This window comes from Paenibacillus sp. FSL H3-0321 (genome assembly GCF_038002865.1).
In the GTDB taxonomy this organism is placed as follows: domain Bacteria; phylum Bacillota; class Bacilli; order Paenibacillales; family Paenibacillaceae; genus Paenibacillus_AQ.
Genome location: NZ_JBBODH010000001.1, coordinates 5,955,277 through 5,978,079, shown reverse-complemented (window position 1 = coordinate 5,978,079; position 22,803 = coordinate 5,955,277). Strand labels below are relative to the sequence as shown.

The 22,803-nt window shown below is 36.5% G+C and carries 17 protein-coding genes and 4 pseudogenes; 5 read left to right on the top strand and 16 right to left on the bottom strand.

Annotation, left to right across the window (positions count from 1 at the left end):
- Positions 1–64: 64 nt before the first annotated feature.
- The 5 genes from MHI45_RS26805 to sigK all read right to left on the bottom strand — a co-directional run bounded on the left by MHI45_RS26805 (position 65) and on the right by sigK (position 7,727).
- Positions 65–1,129, bottom strand: coding sequence for an HNH endonuclease (locus MHI45_RS26805; protein WP_076114360.1), 1,065 nt, complete (start codon positions 1,127–1,129; stop codon positions 65–67).
- 2 nt (positions 1,130–1,131) lie between these two features.
- Complete coding sequence (locus tag MHI45_RS26800) at positions 1,132–2,694, bottom strand: AAA family ATPase (RefSeq protein ID WP_076114359.1); 1,563 nt, start codon at positions 2,692–2,694, stop codon at positions 1,132–1,134.
- A 72-nt stretch (positions 2,695–2,766) separates the two neighbouring features.
- A complete protein-coding gene (locus MHI45_RS26795) occupies positions 2,767–5,931 on the bottom strand; it encodes a DEAD/DEAH box helicase (protein WP_076114358.1) in 3,165 nt (1,054 codons plus the stop codon).
- Positions 5,924–6,847, bottom strand: a complete 924-nt coding sequence (locus MHI45_RS26790) for a hypothetical protein (protein ID WP_076114357.1) — start codon at positions 6,845–6,847, stop codon at positions 5,924–5,926. The genes MHI45_RS26795 and MHI45_RS26790 overlap by 8 nt, the downstream gene beginning before the upstream one ends.
- 358 nt (positions 6,848–7,205) lie before the next feature.
- Positions 7,206–7,727: an RNA polymerase sporulation sigma factor SigK gene (gene sigK, locus MHI45_RS26785; protein ID WP_076114356.1), complete on the bottom strand. Its 522-nt coding sequence runs from the start codon at positions 7,725–7,727 to the stop codon at positions 7,206–7,208.
- Positions 7,728–8,030: 303 nt separating this feature from the next.
- Between sigK and MHI45_RS26780 the strand changes: the two genes are divergently transcribed.
- From MHI45_RS26780 to MHI45_RS26770, 3 genes are read left to right on the top strand one after another with little or no spacing between them, the layout of a single operon-like run.
- On the top strand, positions 8,031–8,570 hold the full coding sequence (locus MHI45_RS26780) for an ATP-binding protein (protein WP_076114355.1): 540 nt from the start codon (positions 8,031–8,033) through the stop codon (positions 8,568–8,570).
- 1 nt (position 8,571) lies between these two features.
- A complete protein-coding gene (locus tag MHI45_RS26775) occupies positions 8,572–10,071 on the top strand; it encodes a PIN domain-containing protein (RefSeq protein ID WP_076114354.1) in 1,500 nt (499 codons plus the stop codon).
- A complete protein-coding gene (locus tag MHI45_RS26770; protein WP_076114353.1) occupies positions 10,049–10,405 on the top strand; it encodes an ASCH domain-containing protein in 357 nt (118 codons plus the stop codon). The genes MHI45_RS26775 and MHI45_RS26770 overlap by 23 nt, the downstream gene beginning before the upstream one ends.
- A gap of 72 nt (positions 10,406–10,477) precedes the next feature.
- Here the strand turns inward: MHI45_RS26770 and MHI45_RS35270 are convergent.
- From MHI45_RS35270 to MHI45_RS26750, 3 genes and pseudogenes are all read right to left on the bottom strand, one after another.
- Positions 10,478–11,046 (bottom strand): annotated as a pseudogene (locus tag MHI45_RS35270) (restriction endonuclease).
- 98 nt (positions 11,047–11,144) lie between these two features.
- A complete protein-coding gene (locus tag MHI45_RS26755) occupies positions 11,145–12,803 on the bottom strand; it encodes a restriction endonuclease (RefSeq protein ID WP_083675953.1) in 1,659 nt (552 codons plus the stop codon).
- Between the two features lie 162 nt (positions 12,804–12,965).
- Positions 12,966–13,243, bottom strand: a pseudogene (locus MHI45_RS26750) (sigma factor-like helix-turn-helix DNA-binding protein); the annotation flags it as partial.
- Between the two features lie 129 nt (positions 13,244–13,372).
- Here MHI45_RS26750 and MHI45_RS26745 point away from each other — a divergent pair.
- Both MHI45_RS26745 and MHI45_RS26740 read left to right on the top strand, forming a co-directional pair.
- Positions 13,373–13,729, top strand: a complete 357-nt coding sequence (locus tag MHI45_RS26745) for a hypothetical protein (RefSeq protein ID WP_076114350.1) — start codon at positions 13,373–13,375, stop codon at positions 13,727–13,729.
- A gap of 20 nt (positions 13,730–13,749) precedes the next feature.
- A complete protein-coding gene (locus MHI45_RS26740; protein ID WP_083675952.1) occupies positions 13,750–15,567 on the top strand; it encodes a hypothetical protein in 1,818 nt (605 codons plus the stop codon).
- Positions 15,568–15,669: 102 nt separating this feature from the next.
- Here the strand turns inward: MHI45_RS26740 and MHI45_RS26735 are convergent, their stop codons facing one another.
- From MHI45_RS26735 to ltrA, 8 genes and pseudogenes are all read right to left on the bottom strand, one after another.
- On the bottom strand, positions 15,670–16,632 hold the full coding sequence (locus MHI45_RS26735; protein ID WP_076114349.1) for an SMEK domain-containing protein: 963 nt from the start codon (positions 16,630–16,632) through the stop codon (positions 15,670–15,672).
- Between the two features lie 48 nt (positions 16,633–16,680).
- Positions 16,681–17,430 carry a hypothetical protein gene (locus tag MHI45_RS26730; RefSeq protein ID WP_076114348.1) on the bottom strand — a complete coding sequence of 250 codons (750 nt, stop codon included), beginning with the start codon at positions 17,428–17,430 and terminating at the stop codon, positions 16,681–16,683.
- Positions 17,431–17,738: 308 nt separating this feature from the next.
- A pseudogene (locus MHI45_RS26725) lies at positions 17,739–18,118 on the bottom strand (sigma-70 family RNA polymerase sigma factor); the annotation flags it as partial.
- A 62-nt stretch (positions 18,119–18,180) separates the two neighbouring features.
- Positions 18,181–18,714, bottom strand: coding sequence for a hypothetical protein (locus tag MHI45_RS26720; RefSeq protein WP_256718286.1), 534 nt, complete (start codon positions 18,712–18,714; stop codon positions 18,181–18,183).
- A gap of 846 nt (positions 18,715–19,560) precedes the next feature.
- Positions 19,561–20,289, bottom strand: coding sequence for an ATP-grasp domain-containing protein (locus MHI45_RS26715; protein WP_341119702.1), 729 nt, complete (start codon positions 20,287–20,289; stop codon positions 19,561–19,563).
- Positions 20,290–20,381: 92 nt separating this feature from the next.
- The gene (locus MHI45_RS35265) at positions 20,382–20,549 is read right to left on the bottom strand and encodes a hypothetical protein (RefSeq protein ID WP_368665134.1); all 168 of its coding nucleotides are present in this window, start codon (positions 20,547–20,549) and stop codon (positions 20,382–20,384) included.
- Between the two features lie 47 nt (positions 20,550–20,596).
- Positions 20,597–21,109 (bottom strand): annotated as a pseudogene (locus MHI45_RS26710) (transposase); the annotation flags it as partial.
- 240 nt (positions 21,110–21,349) lie between these two features.
- Complete coding sequence (gene ltrA, locus MHI45_RS26705; protein ID WP_038587459.1) at positions 21,350–22,648, bottom strand: group II intron reverse transcriptase/maturase; 1,299 nt, start codon at positions 22,646–22,648, stop codon at positions 21,350–21,352.
- Positions 22,649–22,803: the final 155 nt, after the last annotated feature.

Here is a 22,803-nt window from a genome sequence, read left to right as displayed (position 1 = left end):
AAAACTGGAATTTCGCTGTGGTCTGAACATGACTCTGAAACGAAGTAAGAATTATGCAAAATGCTCAATTAAATAAATTTCCTATCCCTCCAAATTGTGATTCCAAATAATCGATATCACTTTGAAAATCACCTCTTTGTAGAATTTGGTTTATGTAATCATTTTTTATTTTCGTACCATCAACAGCTCGGTGTAATAATTCATTCTGAATGATTGCTTCTTTATAAGAATTTTCAGTACACTCTCTAATGTCTACATCAGTAATATTACGGTTTCGAGCAATCCCTCTCAACTCTGCATATGCTCTTTTTCTAATATCTTGTCGAAAATCTTTTAAGTCTCCAATCATATCTATTTCATATCGTTCTTTTATTTTAAATAGCGATAAAAAATTCTGTACTTTCTCACTCAACAGCTTAGAGTTATCCTTATTCATTTTTATTTCGATTTCAAACTTTTCCTCGTTACTATCATTTATCACAAATGTAAAATACGAGGAAACATCTTCATAGTATGGATGAATTATAGGAAGTAAATAATTTTCACCCTTTATACTTTCATTACAAGCCTTGCAAGAAACTATTAAGTTGTCAGGATAGATTGATAGTATCGGAAATGTTGATTTCGGCAGATAGTGATCAACAGAAACCGAGTCTTTGTTGATTTTATTTATATCACAATAGGGGCAGACTTTATTTAATGACATGATAGCTCTAAAATTAGATAAGGAATTGACATTTTGGAAAAATGCTTCATTTAAAGTTTTGTACTCTACTAAATTTTCATAAAAGAATATAAAAACATTCTTAATTTCTTTACTACTTGTATGATTTAATTTACTTCTACCGTTCCATTTTCTATTAAGGATAGATTTGTATCTCCTTACAGAACTTCCATACTCTTTATATATATCAACTTGTGAATCTTTTAATTTATGAATATTATCTAAAAAGGCCCCCCTATTAACAATAGAAGAAAATAACGGATTTATAGAAATTAAATTGTTTTTTAGAGTAAGTTTAGTATAAGTAACATTCTGCCTACTTGACCTTCTTAGTGCTTTTAATATATCACACACTAATTGATGATACGGTCTAAGAAAATCTATGTTCTCAATAACTTTATACATAATTATTCACTACTCTTTCTTTGATCATTGTACCTCTTTATTTTTAAAAATAGATCAAACTTTGTAGGGCTATCTCCTAACTGATCATATAAATTTATAATTGTTGCAACATCATCCTTTTCAATACTCTCTAGAATTTTATTTTCGTAGCTTTCAAGAACAGTTCCTTTTATATCATTAAATTCAAATATTCGTTTCAGAACTTCCTCATATTCAAGCCCTATAGTTTCTTCTTGAATGTAACTTTGCTCGATTAAATGCTCATTTCTTTTTAACATAATAATACTTTCTTTAGGTATATCTGATATTATTAACGGAGCGTGAGTAGCAATAATCACATGGCAATGTATATCTCCTATAATATCTTTCAACAATTTTATGTAGTTTCTTATCCATTTAGGATGTAAGTGCGTCTCAGGTTCATCAATTAGTACTATCGAGTTCTCGATAACTGAATTTGATATCTCGATAAGTCTCAAGAAAAGGCTGAACTCACCTGAACTCCAAAGAGATAACGGTACTAAGTCAGGGGTACCTTTTGCTTCAAACCAAATATCATTAAAAATATACTTTTCAAATGCATCTAAAAATGATAGATCTTTTATAAATTCGTCCAAACCATGGAAGTACATATCTAAATCAGAATTTGAAATAAGCTGAGTTTCATTGTACTTATAATTTGTATATTTTTTTTTAGAATAATTCCTAAAAAATGTTCTCATTTTTAATAGTATATAAATATATTCTAAATAAATACGTCTTAAAATGGAGTAATCTAATATTGATTTTTTAGAATACCCATGATTATTACTCCAGTATGCATCAAATCTTCCCATATAATCTATTATTGTATTTCTAAATCTGTACCTATGATTATTAAGTTCATTTTGATAACTAGTAATAAGGCTTGTTACATCAATTTCAGGTTCTTGAATTATAATTTCTTTTTCGATAATTCGATCAAAATGTCCATTGTACAATGATTTTATAAAGTTATCTGAGTTCAGTGAAGTAAATATCCAATCATTGCTTTCCAAAAAATACTGAGCCGGGTTATAACCAATGTAATCAATTATTCTATTGATTTTATTTATATTGGTTGTATTCTCTATTATTCTATTGATATTATTTGTATTGTTTGTATTCTCTAAAATATACTTTCCGATTATCTCTTTTAATTTGCTGTTACCCATTTCAGAAAAGATTATTGGACACAATGATGAAACAGATTTTTTAGCCATTATGAATATTTTCTCTACAGGAGAAAATGATGAGATAACCAAATTGGAGGGTACCTTTGTTATTTCATTATCATCATTCAACTTATGTGTCTGAGTATTCATCTCATATTCTATTTCATAATTCAACATCTTATCTTTCTCTTTTGAATCAGAAAATACATTTGCAATTGCTTGAAGAATTGTGCTTTTAGCAGTCCCATTTTCCCCTATCAATACTGAAATATTAAATCTTTCACCTTTAATTTTATTTGTTATTTTTTTGAATTCAATATCAAAATTATTAAGCTTCTTATATTGACCTATATGAATTTTTTTTATAAACATAATTTCCCCCCATTATTTTAATATAGGAACTATTTCTTTATAGAATGAAACTTCTTCCGTCTTAAAAAAATACTATATTATTTCAAAAATTGCATTCTTTACTTTTTCTGTGTATTCCATTCCAGGAATGTCTCCAGTTTCTTTCCATTCATTTATTAGCGTCCCTAAATAACTAACATCTCCAAACTCCTTTCCCAACTGTGTTGACAATAATCGTGGTAGCCCTCTCTTTCTGAATTTCAAAGCTTCGTTACTTTTAACTCCCCAGCTAATAAAAGATGGTAGCATCTGTAGGCTCTCAGGGACTAAATAATCATAGCCAGTTTTCTCTATGATTGATTCTATAATTGTGATATAACAATTTGCTAAGTGGGATATATTTCTTATACCATCCTGAAGAATATGTACAACTTTAGCTATAGGACCTTGATTATTTCTATTGTGGTTTCTTCCTTCTACTCCTACACCATGTATTACCATGATATCTCCAATTTCCTTGATTGTTTTTCCATTGGTCCATGCTATTAAGAACTCGCATAATATCTCAGAATGTTTAAATGAGTTATGTACATTCTCAATTAAAAATTCACCCGCTAGTTTTCTTATATTATTCATATACCAGTTTAGCCAATCCCCTACTGTTGCATCTGTATAGCTAACAAGGAATAGAGTTCCTTCTTCATCAATACTTTCCAAGAGAGTTTTGGCAACCTTAATTGAAACAGCAGACTTCTTTGCAATATCAACATATTGTTTCATAAGTGGATCGTCTTGTACAATACTGAGCCATTTATCACAATTATCAGTAGCATTGTCAATTACTTCTGAATCAAGTAAGTAACTAGCTAACGTTTTACGTATAATTCTTTTATTAATTTGATCATCTTTAGTAGTAGTGTTTAATAAAAATGTATAATTATCTAATGCATTTTCAAATGGACTACCAGCTACCGAATTTAATATTTGCGTCAGTCCAGATCCTACAGGAACTACTGCATCGATTCTTTCTAAATATTCATTATATTCCGGCGCTAATGTAAATCCATTCTCATTATGGCTTGAAGGATATTGAGGAATAATAACACCAATAGATTGAAAAGCCAGCCCTGGTCTTCCTGCTCGACCAAGCATATTAATGACTTCCTCTTTTGACATAGGTTTTGGGATATCATCTGCATTGTATTGTTTTGTTGTATTCACCACGACAGCAGAAGCAGGTAAATTTAATCCTTGCGCTAATGTACCTGTAGCACATACAACTCCTCGGTTACAACTTTTAAAAAACGCCTCTACTGCTTCTTGCTCTTCGTCTATTAATGCCTGAGAATGAATTCCTATTCCATTAATGAGTCCCTCCTCAAGATCTGATACTTCACCCAATTCAATTTCAGCAAAAGTTAAATAGGCATCTACTCTACGGTTCATAATATACTCAAATTTATTTATTTTTTTATGTGCTTCAATCTCACCAATTAGATGACGGGTAGTTTGTGAGAAAATAAGAACGGGCAGATTACATGTAGCAAGCCAGTTCCCAAGTTGTCTGGCCATATCATTTCCATAACCTTCCGTTGTCCAATTACCAAATTTAGATAATTTAAATCTTATTTTCAACTTATTTGGTAGCCGTATTGGATATGCTGATTTCTGCGTTTCATCATTCCAAACATCCTGTACGCAAAAAAACAAATCAGTAGTTAATTCTTTTGAATAGCTCTTTTTTCCACTTTTCCTTGCTTCATCTAAAGCGTTATTGTATTCCCTCAATGGATGTGAAATAAATCCTCTAAGCGTTCTCGCAGGTCTCCATCTTGTATAAACTGCATCGGAAGGCTTATTATTCAAAGCCTCTAACCATTTTGGTAGAATTGTTGATTTATCTAATAATGCAGACATTAATAAGTAAACTGCGTTTTCTGAATTTTCAGAGACCCTTGCCAATAATGAATCTAGCAAAGCTCCTCTATTTCCTTCTTTTATATTATGAAACTCATCAACAACGTATAAACTAACGTGTATAAACAATTCAGAACGTTTAGCATATAGAGAAGTACATTTTTCCGGTGTCATAACTAAAATTAGTTTCGAGCTATCAAATTGCTCAAAGCGGTTTAAATTATCCAAATCATCAATAAGTAATATTTGGTCTGAAAATAAATTTTGAACAGCTATAATTTTCTTCATTCTCTCCGAAATTTGACGGCACAAAGCATGAGTGGGTGCTAAATAAATAATTATTGATCCTCTTTGTAAAGAAGAAATTACTTTATGTTCCGCAATCAAGCTTTTCCCAGTACCTGTTGGAATAGCTATAATATTATTCTGATGATTTAAAAGCCCCTTTTCAATGGCTTCTTTATGTGGCGGCCAAATAATAAATACGCGTTCATCTAAATATCTTTGCATATGTTCATTCCAAATATTAAGTGGACAATCTCCAGGAGATTGTAAGATAGAGATGGCTCTAGATGGAAAAGTTCTATTCACTAGTAGTAATATAAGAGCTAATAGTAAGATTGTACTTTCCCCACAATTCGTAGAAATACGATGCAGACGTAATAATCTCTTTTCAATGTCAATGTCCCACTCATTATGTACTAAAGTAAGTTCTTTTTTGAATAGCACCAAACACTCATTCAATTCCCACAGCATTGCTTCCCTTGTTACATGCTTTAAATCTCGGTAGTCCTTAATTCCCTCTACTTTCTCCTTTGGAGCCTCTTTGTGTACAATATACTGAAGTTCTAAAGAAGCAAATCTTATTAGATTCTCAATGATAACTGGCTCAATAGAATTCTTTGGGGAAGTAATTGAGTCACGATGGATACTTTTTGCAGATTGTGCTGCATTAGGGTCATAGCCAGCAATATAATATAACAACGAGGTGACTATTCTATTTATGAACATAGAATCATTTATTGTGTATTTATTATATTCAATAATAGTCGGAGTCAACGTTTCAAAAACTTGTGCGCATACTAAAGCAGCAGCCTGTAGAGTTTCGGATTGAAGCTCTGTATCAAAAACAATTCTAATTAACAAAGCTTTTGCTAACCTTTCTAGTATAAGATTATCGCTTTCATCAACTACATTATTCATCTGGGTTGTTTTAAAATAATTCACTCTAGCATTCTCTATGGTGACTTTTAATAATAATTCTCTTATATCTTCCCCATTTATATCATCTAATAATGTTGAGGCAACCTCATATTGCTCTTTAGCATATTCATCAAGCAATTACTCCCTTCCCCTTTCCTACAATGTATTCCACAATCATTTGTGATACCTTATCGTAAAACTCGGTTAACCTTTCAGTTCCGAATGATTCACATTGTCTTCTTTCAGCTTCAAAAACATTAACTGTACACGCTGAAAAGTCTTTGAATTGAGAACCACCATGCGGATTAGCTGATTGATGCTCAATAGTGAGTCTATATATAAATTTCCCCTCCCAAATAGATTTCCGAGACAATTTACGGCTTAACAATACCCCATCGTAGTCGCTTAACTGTGCCGCATCTGAGACAATACAAATTAATTGACGTATATCAGCCCAGGTTTTACCGGAGTCGTGTTTTTTAAAAGCTTCAAAAGCCTCAGCAGTACCTTGAGAAGGTGTTTCTCTATTTTTAGCTTCACCAATAATTATGTAATAATCCAAATCTTCTGTAGATGCAAGTGCTGCTGCATCAAGTCCTTGGATTTTAGAGTCCAAGTGAATTCTATTCATTGCTTTTAGGGTTAGGTGTAAATTCGGTGTCACTTCTACACAATATAGCATGCAGTTTGCTAAAACTTCTAAGATGAATGGATTTCGCTGCTTCTGAAAATGTTCTTTCCTTTTATCACCTTCAGCATACTCGTCTCCTGAAAAGTAATTTTTAATATTCTGGTCATCTTCAAAATCCACCATAGAATCTGGAAGTAATTCCTTCAATGCCTGTATTGATGCAGACCACAAACCAGATTGGATATGGTAGCAAATTGAAGCTACCAAACCGATCTGTTCTAATGAGTTGACATTTAAGCCGACAGGCTCAAACTCTATATGCTGTTTCTCTGAAAGTTCATTGTGATAATACTTATACTTAACTGTTAGTAAGTTGAATAACTTCCTAATTTGTTCACCAATGGGAGTTACAATATCTAGCATTCTTTCAACCTCCACCTTTGTTTATCTTACTATTACATGAGTTAATCTCAGCGAAGTACGCCCCCAATATCTCTTACTCGATCAAAAGGTAATAATGTTATGGAACATCTCTATTATTCCAACACTTAAAAATACAGCCTATATAAAATAAAATATAACATACAATTAGGCTTTTAATAACAAAATATCCCTTTAAAATAGTCCAAAGGACTTAATTTCTTTGTTTACATAAAAACTTTTATATCGAATGTAAGAAGACAGTTGAACAAAAAATCATTAAAACAAAAGCAACCTATCCGCAGATAGGTTGCTTTTGTTTTAATGTTATAATTAAAGAGGTACTACTTTTTATTCATCGTTACCGCTTCGCCTTATAAAACTCATGATACAGCTTCATAAGCGCCCTTTTCTCAATCCGAGACACATAACTCCGCGAGATCCCCAGATCCTTCGCAATCTCCCGCTGCGTCCGCTCCTCCCCGCCGGTGTCCAGGCCGAACCGGCCCACGACAACCTCTTTCTCACGTTCATCGAGAATATCGAGGTTACGGTAAATCTTGCTTTTCTCTATCTTGAGATCCTCCTCTTTAATAACATCGTCTGCCTCAGAACCGAGGATATCAATCAGGGTAATCTCATTGCCCTCTTTATCCGTCCCGATCGGATCGTGCAGGGATACGTCCTTCCGGTTTTTTTTCAGCGAACGCAGGTGCATCAGGATTTCGTTTTCAATGCAGCGGGCAGCAAAAGTAGCGAGCTTCGTGCCCTTATTCGGGCGGTAGCTCTCAATCGCCTTGATTAGCCCAATCGTACCGATGGAGATGAGGTCCTCAATGTCTTCGCCTGTATTGTCATGGAGTTGTGGATGTGTAAAGAGCATCGGTATGAAGCAATGGTACTCTTCATAGATGCCTGTTGTAACTGGTAATTATACTGGTAAATAGTATACAGAGCATGTACGAAATGCATTTCACTTCACTTCACAGTTGGACCTTTGTTAAGAAAAGCACTACTTTCATGTACGTGTCATTCAGCGATGAATTGATTTTCACGAGTTATACATAATGGACAAATTTGGCGCCCCCTCTATTTCCTTTTTTATAATACAGCATTCTCCATGTTCCAAAATATACATTAGAATGATATGATTAGGAAAAAAGTCATGTTTTGAGACGGGGTGCCTATGTCGAATCTGATTTTTGTTGGTGGAATCCATGGAGTTGGTAAAACGACCATCTGTAATGAGTTGACAAAGTATTTCAATATAGACCTTTATTCAGCAAGTAATATTATCGCTCAGACCAAACAGCAAAGTTTTACATCAAACAAATTCATCGCAGACATTAATAGTAATCAAGAGTTCCTTGCGGAAGGTCTCAAGCAAATCAATTCAAAAAATAAATATGGTTTGCTTGATGGGCATTTTTGTCTTTTAAATAAAGGCGGAAAAATCACTAAACTCTCCGACAAAGTATTCAGTGATATTCGACCGCTTGCTTTCATTGTAGTTACGGACGACATCTTGAAAATTTCCACGCGTCTTCAAAAACGTGATAATAAAAAGTACGACTTAGATTTTTTGGACAATTTTCAAATTGAAGAAATCGCTCACGCTACTTCAATTGCAAACCAATTTTCAACATCTTTATATATTTTTAATAATAGTAATGATATTTTGATAAATTTAATTCATTTTATCACTAATCTAGGAGTGATGAATTAACATGAAAGTACTTTTAGATACTAATATTATTATTTACAGAGAAACAGCCAATGTTACGAAGAATGATATCGGGATACTTTTCAGATGGATGGATAAACTGAAATACACAAAGTGTGTACACCCTATTACTGTTGAAGAAATTAGTAAATACAAAAATGCTCAGACAGTTGATTCAATGATCATAAAACTAGACAGTTACCATATTTTAAAAACAATCGCACCAATGAGTGAAGCTATTAACCAGATTTCAAATCAATTTGATAAAAATGATAATGATAAAAATGGTACAAAATTATTAAACGAATTAGCTGCTGATAGAGTAGATATGTTGATTACCGAGGACCGAAAACTTGCTCTTAAAGCGGCAAAACTAAATCTCTCAGATAAAGTGTTTACAATAGATTCTTTTTTGGAGAAAGTTACCTACGAAAATCCCGACTTGTTGAGTTATAAGGTTTTATCTGTAAAAAAAGAATACATAGGTAACATTAATATTGATGACAACTTTTTTGACAGCTTAAAACAAGACTATCCCGGCTTTGTTAAATGGTTCAACAGAAAAGCAGATGAAATGGCCTATATATGTAAGATAGATGAAAATATTGCGGCATTCTTATACTTGAAGGTAGAGGACGAACATGAAGATTACTCAAGTATTTATCCTCCCTTCTCCCCAAAAAAACGTTTGAAAATCGGTACATTTAAGGTAACGCTCAATGGTTATAAACTTGGAGAGCGCTTTATAAAAATAATAATTGACAATGCCCTGAACTTCGGGGTTGATGAGATATACGTAACTATTTTTGATAAACGTATGGAACAAATTAGATTAATAAATCTTCTTAATGATTATGGTTTTACTAAACATGGCACAAAGAACAATACTGAATTGGTTTTTACACGTGACTTTCAAACTGCTTTTGATTCCTCCAACCCAAAGCATACATTTCCGTATATCGACTCTAGTAAACAAGTATTTTTAAATCCAATTTATCCAGAGTATCACACCAATCTTTTCCCTGACTCAATACTCCGTACTGAATCACCTGATGACTTTATTGAAAATGAACCTTATCGAAATGCAATTAGTAAAGCATTTATTTCTCGTTCAATGCAGCGGAATTTAAATAAAGGTGATATTATTGTCTTTTACAGAACAGGGGGTTTTTACACAAGTGTAGTAACTACCATTGGGATTGTTGAAAGTGTTATTAAGAATATAACTGATCCCGACCACTTTATTTCTTTAGGCAAGAAAAGAAGTGTCTTTAATGATAAGGAGCTGTTGGACTGGTGGTACGGCGGAAAATCCAAACCGTTTATTGTTAACTTTTTATATACCTATTCTTTTCCAAAACGGATTAACATGGAAAAATTAATACAAATGAAGGTCTTAAAAGGTGTTCACTCTGCCCCTAGAGGTTTTACGCGGATAACTCACCAAAATTTTAAAGACATCATTAAGGAGGCGCAGATTGATGAACGTATTATTATCAATTAAACCACAATTTGTGGATAGGATCTTTTCGGGTGAGAAAAAATATGAATACAGAAAAAATATTTTTAAACGAACAGATATATCTCGAGTTATTATTTACGCTACTGCTCCTGTAAGCCGTGTTGTTGGAGAATTTGAAATCGATACGATTATATGTAAAGATATAAACTCCCTTTGGGAAGAAACTAAGAATGACGCTGGAATCGATGAACAATTCTTTTTTGAGTACTTTACAGAAAAAGAAAAAGGATATGCAATTAAAATTAAAAAACATAAACAATATATACAATCCCGAGCTTTAAACGATGTATATCACTCAACTCCTCCACTTGGTTAACAGTCTATTGTTTTCCAACTATTTCATTAAAGTTTACTAGTTAACAAACGCTGTAGTAGAGTCATGCATTTATCAATAACCCAATACTTTCCTTTTAATTTCTAATAACATTGTTTCCGATGGATATATTTGTTTATCAGGAAAATCCTCTAACATTGTGCTCCATTGATAAGCGTAAAATTTAGGAGACTGTTTAATAAATGCTATTAATTTAGGATCTAATTGGGGATTGCTTGAGGCTTGAATATGTATTACTTCCTTATTAAATATTTGCAATAATGCAATTCCATGTTTTTTCGCATATTCTGTCGCTCCACTTTGAAAACCTGATGTAGAAATTAACATTCCTTTATGTGCACCTAAGGTCGTACCTTGTCCGCTAAAACTATTATCTTCTCACGTTCCACTGGTCGTGAATAACGTTTGCATTCTACAATAACTTTAAATCCCACAGACAGTGCCACAAATTCAGCAATAATATCAATTTGGTACTCCTCATCATTGGTCTGAGCTTTTTGGTTATGAAGTATGGAGAAGTCTTTAAGTGCTTCGGCTTCAGCATATGCATTCAATATTTCCAAACAATACTTTTCAAATTCTATTGCAGAAATACTTGCGACAAATTCACGATATGGATTCATTGTGTCCACCTCACATTCCAAACCTATAAGTTAGGTTCTATTTAGCTTAATCTAGTTGGAAACCCGATAAATTCCTTCAATCAACTCCACAGAGTATTTCACAACTGTATCTTCGCATAAATCCCCTGCTCCTCTAACATATGCAAAAGCACCCGGCCATCGATTAATTCAATGGGCTTGTCCTTGGCGAAACTTCTGGCATCGGGTCCATACGTTGATGTGGTAACCAAAATCCCCTTGGATGCATTCTCGTTCATCATGGTACCATATAAATCCCTAACTGCAGCTACCTCTACAGTATTCTTATATCTTTTCGCCTGAATTACGTATTTCCCACCAAATACCGGACGCGGATCAAAAGCAATGACATCAACTCCACCGTCTCGGCTAGAACGTGTCAGTTTGGATTCAAGACCTATTTTCGAAAACAAGTTACAAACCAGATGTTCAAAATCAAAAGGGTCCATCTCCAAAAGATTGGTTCGTGCATCAAGCGTAGATATCATATCTCTTTCATTTACAAATCGTTTATCGTACATGACAAGATCAACAATTGGCTTAACTGGGGTGAGTTCAGTTACTGAAGGGGAGAGCTGGGCTTTAAGGCCTTTTACACAGGCAAGGATATCCACTCTAGCAAGATCAAATTTAGTGAACTCGTCTTTCTTGGTCTGAATAGTTAAAATACAAGGCCGGATATCGAGCCCTGTACTTAAGTCCACTGTGAATACCACTCCATTAAATACAACAGAATCCAAATGGTTGCCATGGTCAGCTTCAAAAAGCTCATGAAGTGTACGGAGTGCTATTGAAGCCACAAGTATAGAGTAGATTTCATTTAATTCCTTGGGTTTAAACGGAACGCCTTTGATCTCATCTCGGCTCTGTGTATATTTATATTCTTTATTCTTCGGTACAGCCGTTACATTCGGTAATTCATACTCTATTAGTAATTCTTTGCTCTCTTCCAAATAAAACAAATTAAAGGTTTGTGGAAAGATATCACTGTAGTTAGAACGTTCCAAAATCAATGTGTTATAAGCTTCAATGGCCTCTTTGTCTTTATCGAAATAGCTACTCTTAAAATCATCAATGAAACTATTATGAGAAGCTATTTCTTCAAGATATAAACGCTTTGCTTCATCATATTCAGCTCTTGCAGAGTTGAGGAATGTTTCATTTTCCTTAATCAGTTCGTTTCTTCTCATTTCTGCAGACTCATAATTACGAAGGGCATAGTTGTATGTATTCTCCGCTGCTTCAATAGATCTGAGACGCGCTTTTTTCCCGAGGCCGGTGATTTTCTCTATAAAAGGGGCTTCCATAGCCACTCCTGCAAAAAAGCTTTCTCGCTCTGGTATCGAATTAGCTGGAAGTCGCTTAACATGGGGTTCAACGTACGCAGGATATTCATCCTTCTTATAAAGTGATTCGAATGAGATCTTGTCATCCACACCGAGCGTTTCACTTATAATTGTTTTAAATTCATTCAGCCGGTAAAGAATTTCTTCATTATAATCATTTGTTTCTTCTTTTCGCCCTTCTATGTATAGTACCTTTTGTTCTTTTTCATATGCCTTTTGTTCGCGTATTGACTGCCTAATAGCACGCTCATTCTCACGTTCATATTGCCGCTGCAATCTTAAATGTCTTTCCTGCTCACGAATAGCGGCATTTCTGGATCTTTCAGCTGCACGTTGCGCTTTCGCAGTTTCTTTAATCATTTTATTAACTGTACTTCCAAAACTCCGAGCCACCTTAACCCCTCCAAATTACCTTTTATAGAAACACATTTATCCAAATTATAACATCATATTTCAAATGTTTTACATGGGAATCCTGCTTTTTACATAATTCTTTTGAACTACATGTTTAAATTTCGACAAAAAAGAGTCTGTCAAAAGACAGAACCGATAATCTCACCGCTTCGCCTTATAAAACTCATGATACGGCTTCATGGCGCCCTCTTCTCTATTCTCGAAACATAACTCCTCGAGATCCCCAGATCCTTCGCGATACCCCGCTGCGTCCGCTCTTCCCCGCCAGTGTCCAGGCCGAACCGCCCGACAACAACTTCCTTCTCCCTCCCGTTCAGAATGTCGAGGTTGCGGTAGATCTTGCTCTTCTCGATCTTGAGATTAACCTCTTTAATAATGTCGTCTGTCTCAGATCCAAGAATATCAATCAGGGGGATTTGGCACATCAGCCCTGGTAACGTTACATGAGCACTGAAAAACAACTGTACTACACACCATTTTATAGTATTATCAGGATATAAATTCCAGTATATCGATATAGCTGAGACCATATTAAGGAGGTGAAACATATGGCTAAGTATTCGGATGATGAGATCAGAAATATGCCCAAAATTACAATTAAAATTGCTGCGGACTATTTGGGAATATCTCCAAATTTGCTGACACTCGGCATGCGCAACGATTTGTTGCCTATTGGCTTTGCAATCAATAATGAAGAGCAATACAGAGAGCGCTGGTCTTATTCCATCGTACCGGAGCGACTTATTGCCTATAATCACGGAAAGATCAATGCAATCCAGGTTGAAAATATTGAGAAAAATCTAAATACGATTATTAATCAATTCGAAGAAATGAAACGGGATTTGGTTTTTCTATTAAGCGAAAACGAGGGATTGGGGGGATCAAACAATTCGACGCAATCTTAGTACCAAATAGAATTCATGAAATGCGGAATGAAGATAATGAAACAAGTTTTAGTGATTCTTTTAAAGAAGATCAACAAGTAGTACAAACAGAGCAAACCATCAGGATGACGTCTGCGGTTTTTCCCACTATTGAAGAGAACTGGTCGAGTGAAGGAAAGGAAGAAAGTGCTATGCCTGAGTATTCGGATATTGAAATGACTCGCAAGCAATTGTATGAAGAAATCTGGAGTATATCTGTTGCTGGAGTAGCCAAAAAGTATAATCTTACTTACGCTCACCTTATGAAGCAGATTAAAGAGGCGGGCATTCCGATACCCGCGTCTGGATACTGGACCAAGCTCAATTTCAACAAGCCTGTAACCAAACTGGAATTACCGGAACCGGCAGACGAGAAAGTTGCAATTTCAAGAACCATTCCGTCTACTCGTAAAAAGAAGCAGCAAATCATAACTGATGAAAATTCCGGTAGATCTGCAAAGGATGCGGTTGTTGCCGAATCCTCACCAACACTCGAATCCTCTGCATTACAAGTTGAGGGACAGATACTCTTTCCTTCGACAACAAAGAAAGATGAGCCCAGCGAAGTCGCTCAAATGATTGGACCACCAGAAACGTATGAGCAATTTGGACGAACCTACAATATTTATGATCGTGAGATCTTATACAATGAAGTATGGCTGGCCCCCGTAACCGAAATAGCAAAGCGATATGCTGTCTCGGATGTCGCAATCCGCAAGATCTGTCAATCGTTAGATATCCCCACACCTCCAGTTGGATATTGGGCCAAGCTTCGTGCAGATAAACCTGTAACTCGCATACCGCTTCCGATAAGCAGCAAGCCCACCAAAAAATCAGGCGCAAGAACTGGAACGGATTTTACTCCACAGATTGAAAAGGAAACACTTAGCTTTCTGAATGAAGAAGATAGACGTGTCATTCTTTCCGTTGCAACGCAAATCATGCTTCCCGGTGAAAACGCTAAAATGCATTCGACAATTGTAGCCCACCGCAGAGCAATAACGGAATGGAAGAAAAAACACAAGGAACAAGAATCCAGAGGTTACAATCGGAGAAGTATGGATACTACACTCTTTCTTGCCGATGCAGTGTCTGAAGAATCTTTGCCTCGGGTGCTACACATCCTTGATGCGCTAATCAAAGCTATGGAACCGCTCGAATGCTCACTAACTAATGATCTAAGATTTATTGTCAACGGCGAAACGGTCTCTGTTTCAGTGACAGAAGCACAGGACGAGATTAAGCATATTCCTACTAAAGAAGAAAATCTTCAACTACTACAGTATGAGGAAGACAAGCGCCGCAATACATGGGCGTCAAAACCAAAAATCAGAAAGCATGACTATGTTTACAATGGCCGGATTACAGTTTCGGTATACAGTGCTAAAAGCTTTCGTGATTGCAAATCATACGTTATTGAAGAACGCCTTGGCGATCTAATGATCGCGTTTTACGAGGCATCTGATATACTCCGGCAAGAGCGCGAGGCCCGAGAAGAAGCCGAACGCAAACGCAAAGAAGAGGAACGTCGAAAAGAGGAATATCGTCAACGCTTTAACGAAGAAGTCGACCAAACGCTTATGCTAGAAAATCTTTCGGAGGACTACGATATCGCTTGCAAAATGAGACGTTACATTGCAGCTGTTGAGGTGTCTGGAAACTTCAATCCTAAGACAATAGAATGGATTTCATGGGCAAAAGCCAAGGCTGACTGGTATGACCCCACAATCGCTCGTGAAGACGAATTGTTCGGAAGAAGGAATCACAAAAAGAACGCAGACCAAAAAAAGCTGGAGCGTAATAGGTACAAATGGTGGTAATAGACATGAGCTGCAAGCGGGCCAGTGTCACTGGGTCCGCTTGCTCTAGCTGTTTTTAGTTACTTGTTATACTCCACACTCATCACAGGCACCGAGTCATATTCAGTATCTTATCTTCATTTCAAAACCCCTATAAATACCTTTAAATTTTAATAGTATGTTCTTCCTCGCTCTATCCATTTCTTCAATTGCATAAGGTGAAATGAAGTGAACTCCACAGTTTTCATCATTACATCCACATAACTTAATTTCGTTTTTGCGAATAAGCTCTTCATACAAATACCTCAAGTCAATAAGGTCATCGATTATCGAAGATACTACTTCTCTTATTCCTTTATCATTTAATTTTGATCTCGGACTTATGTTCTTAATGACACTTCCATCTCTGAGTCTGTATACTCCAGTGTTCAGAGCTTCTATCGTTCCTTCAATAGCTTTGATAAAACCTGGTAAATTACTTTCTTGATAAAAAGGAGTTGAAAAGGCAGGTCTATCAAAACAATTATAGATTTCCTCTAGGATTTCAAGATCATCTTTAATCCTTACATTTTCAGCGCCAAATTCATGCCGCATTTTTTTTAATAAAGATAAGAATTGATTATAGTTCGTTTGATATACTTCTTCTATTCTTTTTATAAGCATCTTGTCTGTTATTACATCAGTTGAAAAGTCAAAATCCTTGTAGATACTATTATATTTATAGTTTCCTTTCTTTACCGTTTCAAAATTTAAGATTAGAAATTTGATACCATTTTTATAGGACAGCTCCATTCTATTTTCAATGAAATCAGATAATGTCTTTTTTATTTTTTTACCATCAACCCTTGAAGTAACCTGAACAGCAATATTATTTTCACGATCTATTAAATCAACAGCACAAGCATTAGTGACTTCACTATTAGCATTAATTAAATTGTATCCATAAAGCTCATTTAGGATAAACGCAGATAAGTTTTCTGAAATTTTATTAATATCGTAGTATCTAATCGCATTTTGTAATCGTATCTCGCTTATCCATCGAGTTAGATAACTTATACATTCATTTAATTCGATTTGATTTCTCATTAACTCACCTCTAAAATGAATTAAAAACTTGTTCGCTCACGACCCACGTTATTTCCTAAGTCCAAATATTTTACTAGCCACATCAAATTCCTTCTCATAAGGTTTAAGTCTAATCATATCCGCCATGCAAACATATACATTGGTTTGTTCATAGAATTTTAAAGCTAAGGTTTGCGACCCAAAGCCATCTAACGGACTAAATTGATATGTAAAAACCATAGGATTTTTCCCTTGTATTGGTGTATTCCAGTAACCTTGCTCCTTTTCAAACATTCTTATTCCATTTCTAATAAATTGATTTGATCCCGCAGCCGATGCATCTGGTGATAAAAACATATCCGATGCAACGACACATTTCCCTTTATGCTGAGCACGATACTCATGAAAAAATAGAGCTCTCGCAATTGCTTCAAAGGAATAACTTAACCGAGGAACATCAAGATTGATTATTGAGACAGGAACCTCTCTTTCATTAATTATAATGTTTAAATTCTTCTCAATTTCTAACAAATTTCTATGAAGCCGCAAAGATCGTCTCAGCTTGGTTTGTGTATGTGCATACGCTATAAGATTGTTGCCAACTCTTGCAGTCAAACAAGCCATTAGATATTCATCTTCACCTGATTTCAAAGAGTTATGCTCGTCACACGAAGGAACGGTGATTAATTCGGAACGGAAAGATTGATTAAAATGTTCCCCTACATCTTTATCTGTTGGAAAAAGACACCTTGGTGGAACATGCTCACGTGTAGTTGCTTTTTTTCCACACCAATAACATTGCTGATCGATCTTTTCCACATTTTATCTCCTTCATTCTGACATTGATGCCATTTCAATTCTGTCTTATTGCTATTCTGCTGAGTGATCCTCTTTCAAACAAATTCCGCCTCATTCTGCTTCCACTCATAACTTTATATTTTAAATACTTTTCTATAGATCTAATCATTTATCCCCTCTAAATTACTATAGAATCACATTTATCCAAATTATAACATCAAATTTCAAATGTTTTACATTAAAATCCTACTTTTTACATATTTCTTTTTGAACTATACGTCCACATTCCGACAACAAAAAGAGTCTGTCAAAAGACAGACCCGATACTCTCACCGCTTCGCCTTATAAAACTCATGATACAGCTTCATCAGCGCCCGCTTCTCAATCCGCGACACATAACTCCGCGAGATCCCCAAGTCCTTCGCAATCTCCCGCTGCGTCCGCTCTTCCCCGCCAGTGTCCAGGCCGAAGCGGCCGACGACGACTTCCTTCTCACGTTCATCCAATATATCAAGATTACGATAGATCTTGCTCTTCTCGATTTTAAGGTCAACTTCTTGATCACATCGTCAGCCTCAGAGCCGAGGATATCAATCAGCGTAATCTCATTGCCCTCTTTATCCGTCCCAATTGGATCATGTAGGGATACGTCTTTACGTGTTTTCTTGAGCGAACGTAGGTGCATCAGGATTTCGTTTTCAATACAACGTGGACACGATACGATGTCAAATAAAAATAAACCAAATGCGATCGCTCCCGATTCGATTTGGTTTACTTTTGCGTTTTATATTTAATCTGTAATTTTAGATCGATTGATTGTGCCCATTCAGGCAATTCATCTGAATAATATTTTATTCCGCTTTTATCCGCTCCAAGAATAATTTCACCATCTGCTTTACTATTATCAATAACGACTAATTGATCTATTAGGTCTAAGTGAGACAACAGATTATTCATACTTGTTACATTGCGTCTAATAATATCATCGGTTTCAATATGGTGGCCACCGTTTTTCACACGTAGAGCAACACGTTCAATATTTAGCCGAACATCCCCTAGTCCCACATAAAACACAATAATATCAAAGCCTTGTTCCTTTGCATCCCTCATCTGCCTTATAACGTTACCACCCGCTAAGGTGGTTTCCACAGTGAAATCCCACTTATTTCGGATACACTCCCTGGCTATTCTTATGGCTTCTTTCCCAGCAGATACTTTACTCTTTTCAGGATGTCCATTATTAATTTTACGGGCGAGTGCATCCGGATCAATATTTACACTTACTCCAAGCAGGTCAACAATCAAGTTGCGGATTGTGCTCTTACCACTTCCATTATTACCTGCAAACACAACATCGTTGCAGTTGTCTCATTCATGGGTAAAGTTCTGTTCATTCATTTTCTCGATCTTACCTGTGCTGTATTCTTTAACGATGTGCCCCTCATTTGTCTTATATACTATATATGTCCCATTTGCTTTAGCATCCAATTTCGCACGGTCACCTGTTAGTCGGATCAATTTGGCAAGATCCTGCGTAAGGTCCATCAATATAGAAACACCTCATTTCCACTTATATTTCGAGTATACCACAGTACAGTACTTTTTATATCTGTCTAAAGCTATACGTATAATTCAGCGATCATTGAGTTTCTAAATAAAAAATACAAATAACCTGCAGGATTGACACATTTAATCTCGATTCTTTGTGTCTACTCTGTTGACAGAGGTACAGGTACAACCTTAAAAGTTCTAAGATAATCTTAAAAATGATTTCTTACAATTTTCTTCTTGCAATACACGACACTTCAAAAAAACAAGCATTGCGTCATCTCAATTTGAGAGAACGCCCTTCTCCTTTTCATTATTCAGGTCGGTAATAATGGTAATGTTGATTTCTGTTTTTTTTAGATACTCTGTACTTCTCTGTTCATCGAACTGCCGTAAATGTACTTTGCCATTCTTTCCTCAGTCTAATCCCAATAACATGAAGAGTCCAAACGAAATAAACCCCATCCGTCATACCGGTTCTCCTATAGATTCGAAAGTAAGGTGAATTATTATCATAATAGGAAAATATAACTTATTGCTGGTGCTTCCAACCCATATGCAGAGGTAAGTAAGTTCAATAATTGCTGTATATGTTTTTGTGACTTAAAAGGCGCATTCATCAGTCGTATTCGTCAATTCTGACCATCTTGCGGATAATAACTTCGCATAGTCCAAAGAAAACAGCCCATAATGTCCCAGCGCATACCCATCATTAACTTCAATTAGTAAAGTTTCTCCTTTATCGGTTATACCAATATCTACAGCGTATCCTTGGGGAGCAGACTTGTATTGCAAGACAATATTTTCAATGACTCGATAGTCGAACTGCGATCTCCAATTCCCTCTATACCTGCGAACATCTAGAATATTCCCGTATCTGACGAAGCATCTCCACTCCGCTACGAATTTGACCACATCCGAGCATAGTATCACAGGATCTTCACCGTATGTCCCGCATCCCATTAAATCCTTCGTGCTTCTAACCACAACTCCGGTAAACTTTTTATCCTCAACCGGCTTAATGAATACATTCCGCTCTCCTGGATTATTTGCAATTATGCTCAGTCTTGACTTCCATACTTTTCTCCCCAAAAATGCAGTTAATTCTTCTGGATAGTCCATTTCTGGTGCAACAATCTCGTATTTGCTAAGCATGGTTCTGACGTCCTCGACATAACTGACAATAACATCTTCCTTTTGATGACCAGACAACTCATTCACGTCTTGGAAATAGCATATTTCATAACCCATTTGTTTAAATCCGTCATAAGCAGCATAAAAATTATGGTTCGCGATTTCATTATCAGGGCCTTTTTTTATGTATATCTTCAAGAGTAACTCACCACCTCAAATTTTTGTTGATCCCATAATCTGAAATGAACTTTTTTAGAAAACGGGCAAGACTAATGACTCTTATTCTTATACTACCTTAGAATCTCTTCGTAGTCTTGATATGTGAACCCCGACATACGGTATTCCCGTACGTTCGCAGGAGAATCGATGTCTAATTCCAGCTGATAAATATTAAATAATTGCTGCCAGCATGATTGTTTAATACTTAAAGATTCTAGAGATTCACGCAAGAGGTACATAGTCGTTTGATTGAAGCCGGCTTTGCGTAAGATGAACAAGTTCGCAGCGATTTCCCATTTCTTATTAACTCAACCTCAAGCGGAGCAAAGCTAAAGCCGCCCGACCAACCCAGGGTTAGTATGGTGTAGCCCTTGGTAAATTTGCCTGTGGAGTGGTCAAAAACTCGTGCTAATAACTCTGCTTTTTTGCTCCGGTTTCGGAACAAAACGGAATCGTCGATAATGAATACACGTACGCGCTGAGAGGAAATGAGCGATTCGAAGTGACGCACGATGCGAAGACTTAAAGCCTGCAAAAAGCGCCGCCAAGCAAAAGATGCTTGATTCAAGAACCGATAAATAACGTCCTTGCCGGGAAGATCTGCTCCGCGGTCACTTTCCAGAAGTCGGAACCAATTCTTCCCTTCGAAAACCAAAGAAAACACGATTTGAAAAACGGCTAGACTGGAAACACCGAAGGTTTTAGAAATGCCCGCTTGTCGCAGGGTTTTTCCAATGTGAAGAGTGGCAAAAAGTTTGGAAAAGCGAGACTGTTCAGACAGGGAATGTTGTTGTAACATAGGGTTACGCACCTTTCTTGTTGGCATGGTTGCTCGACACTTCCATGATACCAAACAAGTGAGGTTTTTTTTGTCAATACGAGTAAATCCACTGAATTCTCCTTACGCGCTCAAGGGTTTAAGCCATTTTTTCAGGTGGTCGAGTAGACGTGAACCTCACGACTCACGCCCCTCACAGATCCGTACGTGCCCAATTAAGGCATACGGCTCCTCATATCATCTTTCGCAATACTGCATGGATTATCCGTATATGTTCACGTAGATTTTAGGTTCTGGTAAAGGATTACGCTGCAGGAAAAGGTTATATTTATCTGCCGTGAAACTCCTTCTCTGGCTTCTGCGATTCAACCATTTCAGTAACGTTTTAGATATCTGGAATTTGTATACGGACATTGCTCTGCTGTTGTCCGTTATTCCATAGTAGCGATAATGCCCGATTAGTTTGGCTCGTATCGTCTTCATTAGTTCCTCCACGTCTTGATGGCGTTCCGTTCTCAGCCAATTCTTGAATGCTTTCACTTTAGATTTGAACTTCTTCGCACTCGTTTTTCTCTTCACTCTGAACTTTCCCTTGCTGCTCCTGCTGCAATAATGAGTAAAACCCAGGAAATCAAACGTTTTAGGCTTTCCCTGTCCCTTTCGCTTCCGGTTCTCTTCGGCAAAACGTCCAAATTCCAGAATTTTCGTTTTCTCTTCTGCAATTTCCAGATCGAATTTGGCCAACCGTTTGATTAATGCCTCATAGAATCGTTCTGCATCAACCTTGTACTGAAAGCAGCATACGTAATCATCGGCGTATCTAATCATACTTGCTTCGCCCCGGCATGCTTTCTTCACTACGACCTCAAACCATAAGTCCAAGGCGTAATGCAGATAAAGATTTGCCAATACCGGAGAAACAATTGAACCTTGTGGGGTTCCGGCTTCTGTCGGCTCCCATCTCCCTTGTTCCATGATCCCGGCTTTCAGAAAACGTCTGACTAGCCTTTGGATATGTGAATCTGCAATTCTTACTCCAAGGAATTTCATGAGCCATTCGTGATTGACCTTCGTAAAGAAACTACGAATGTCGGCATCCACGATGTAGCTGGTTCTTCCATATTCAATATTTCGATTCAATGCTTTCAGTGCGTCATGACAGTTTCTCCCTGGGCGAAAACCGTAGGATAGGTTCAGAAAGTCCTGTTCGTAAATGGCTTGGAGGATCTTGTTCAGTCCCAATTGCACGATTTTGTCCTCGTAGGAAGGGATTCCGAGCGGTCTTGTGCTCTTCTCATCCTTGGGTATATAGGCCCTTCTTACAGGTTGTGGTCGGTAGCTCTTCCTCTTCAGCCGTTCTACCAAGTTTTTAATGTTTGATTCCAGATTCTCTTCATATATTGCCTTCGTAACTTGGTCGACACCCGTAGCTTTGCTACCGTCTAGTTCAAGGTGGCATTGTGTCAGCAGTTCCTCATTCAAGAGGTGATACAGCGATGTGAAAGACTCCTTTGGATTTTCTTTTGCTATGTTTGCTATTCTTGCCAGTTTTGTTTGCACTTTTAACCTACCCCTGTGTGTAGAAAATGTGTCCTTAACAAGATTGATGATATGTCACTGCCTTCCCTTTGCCGACATTACTCGGCTTCATCGGTAGTACGCAGTGATCCGACTCCCTGTTCGTCATTTGACATTCTTCCTTTTGATCGGTTGTT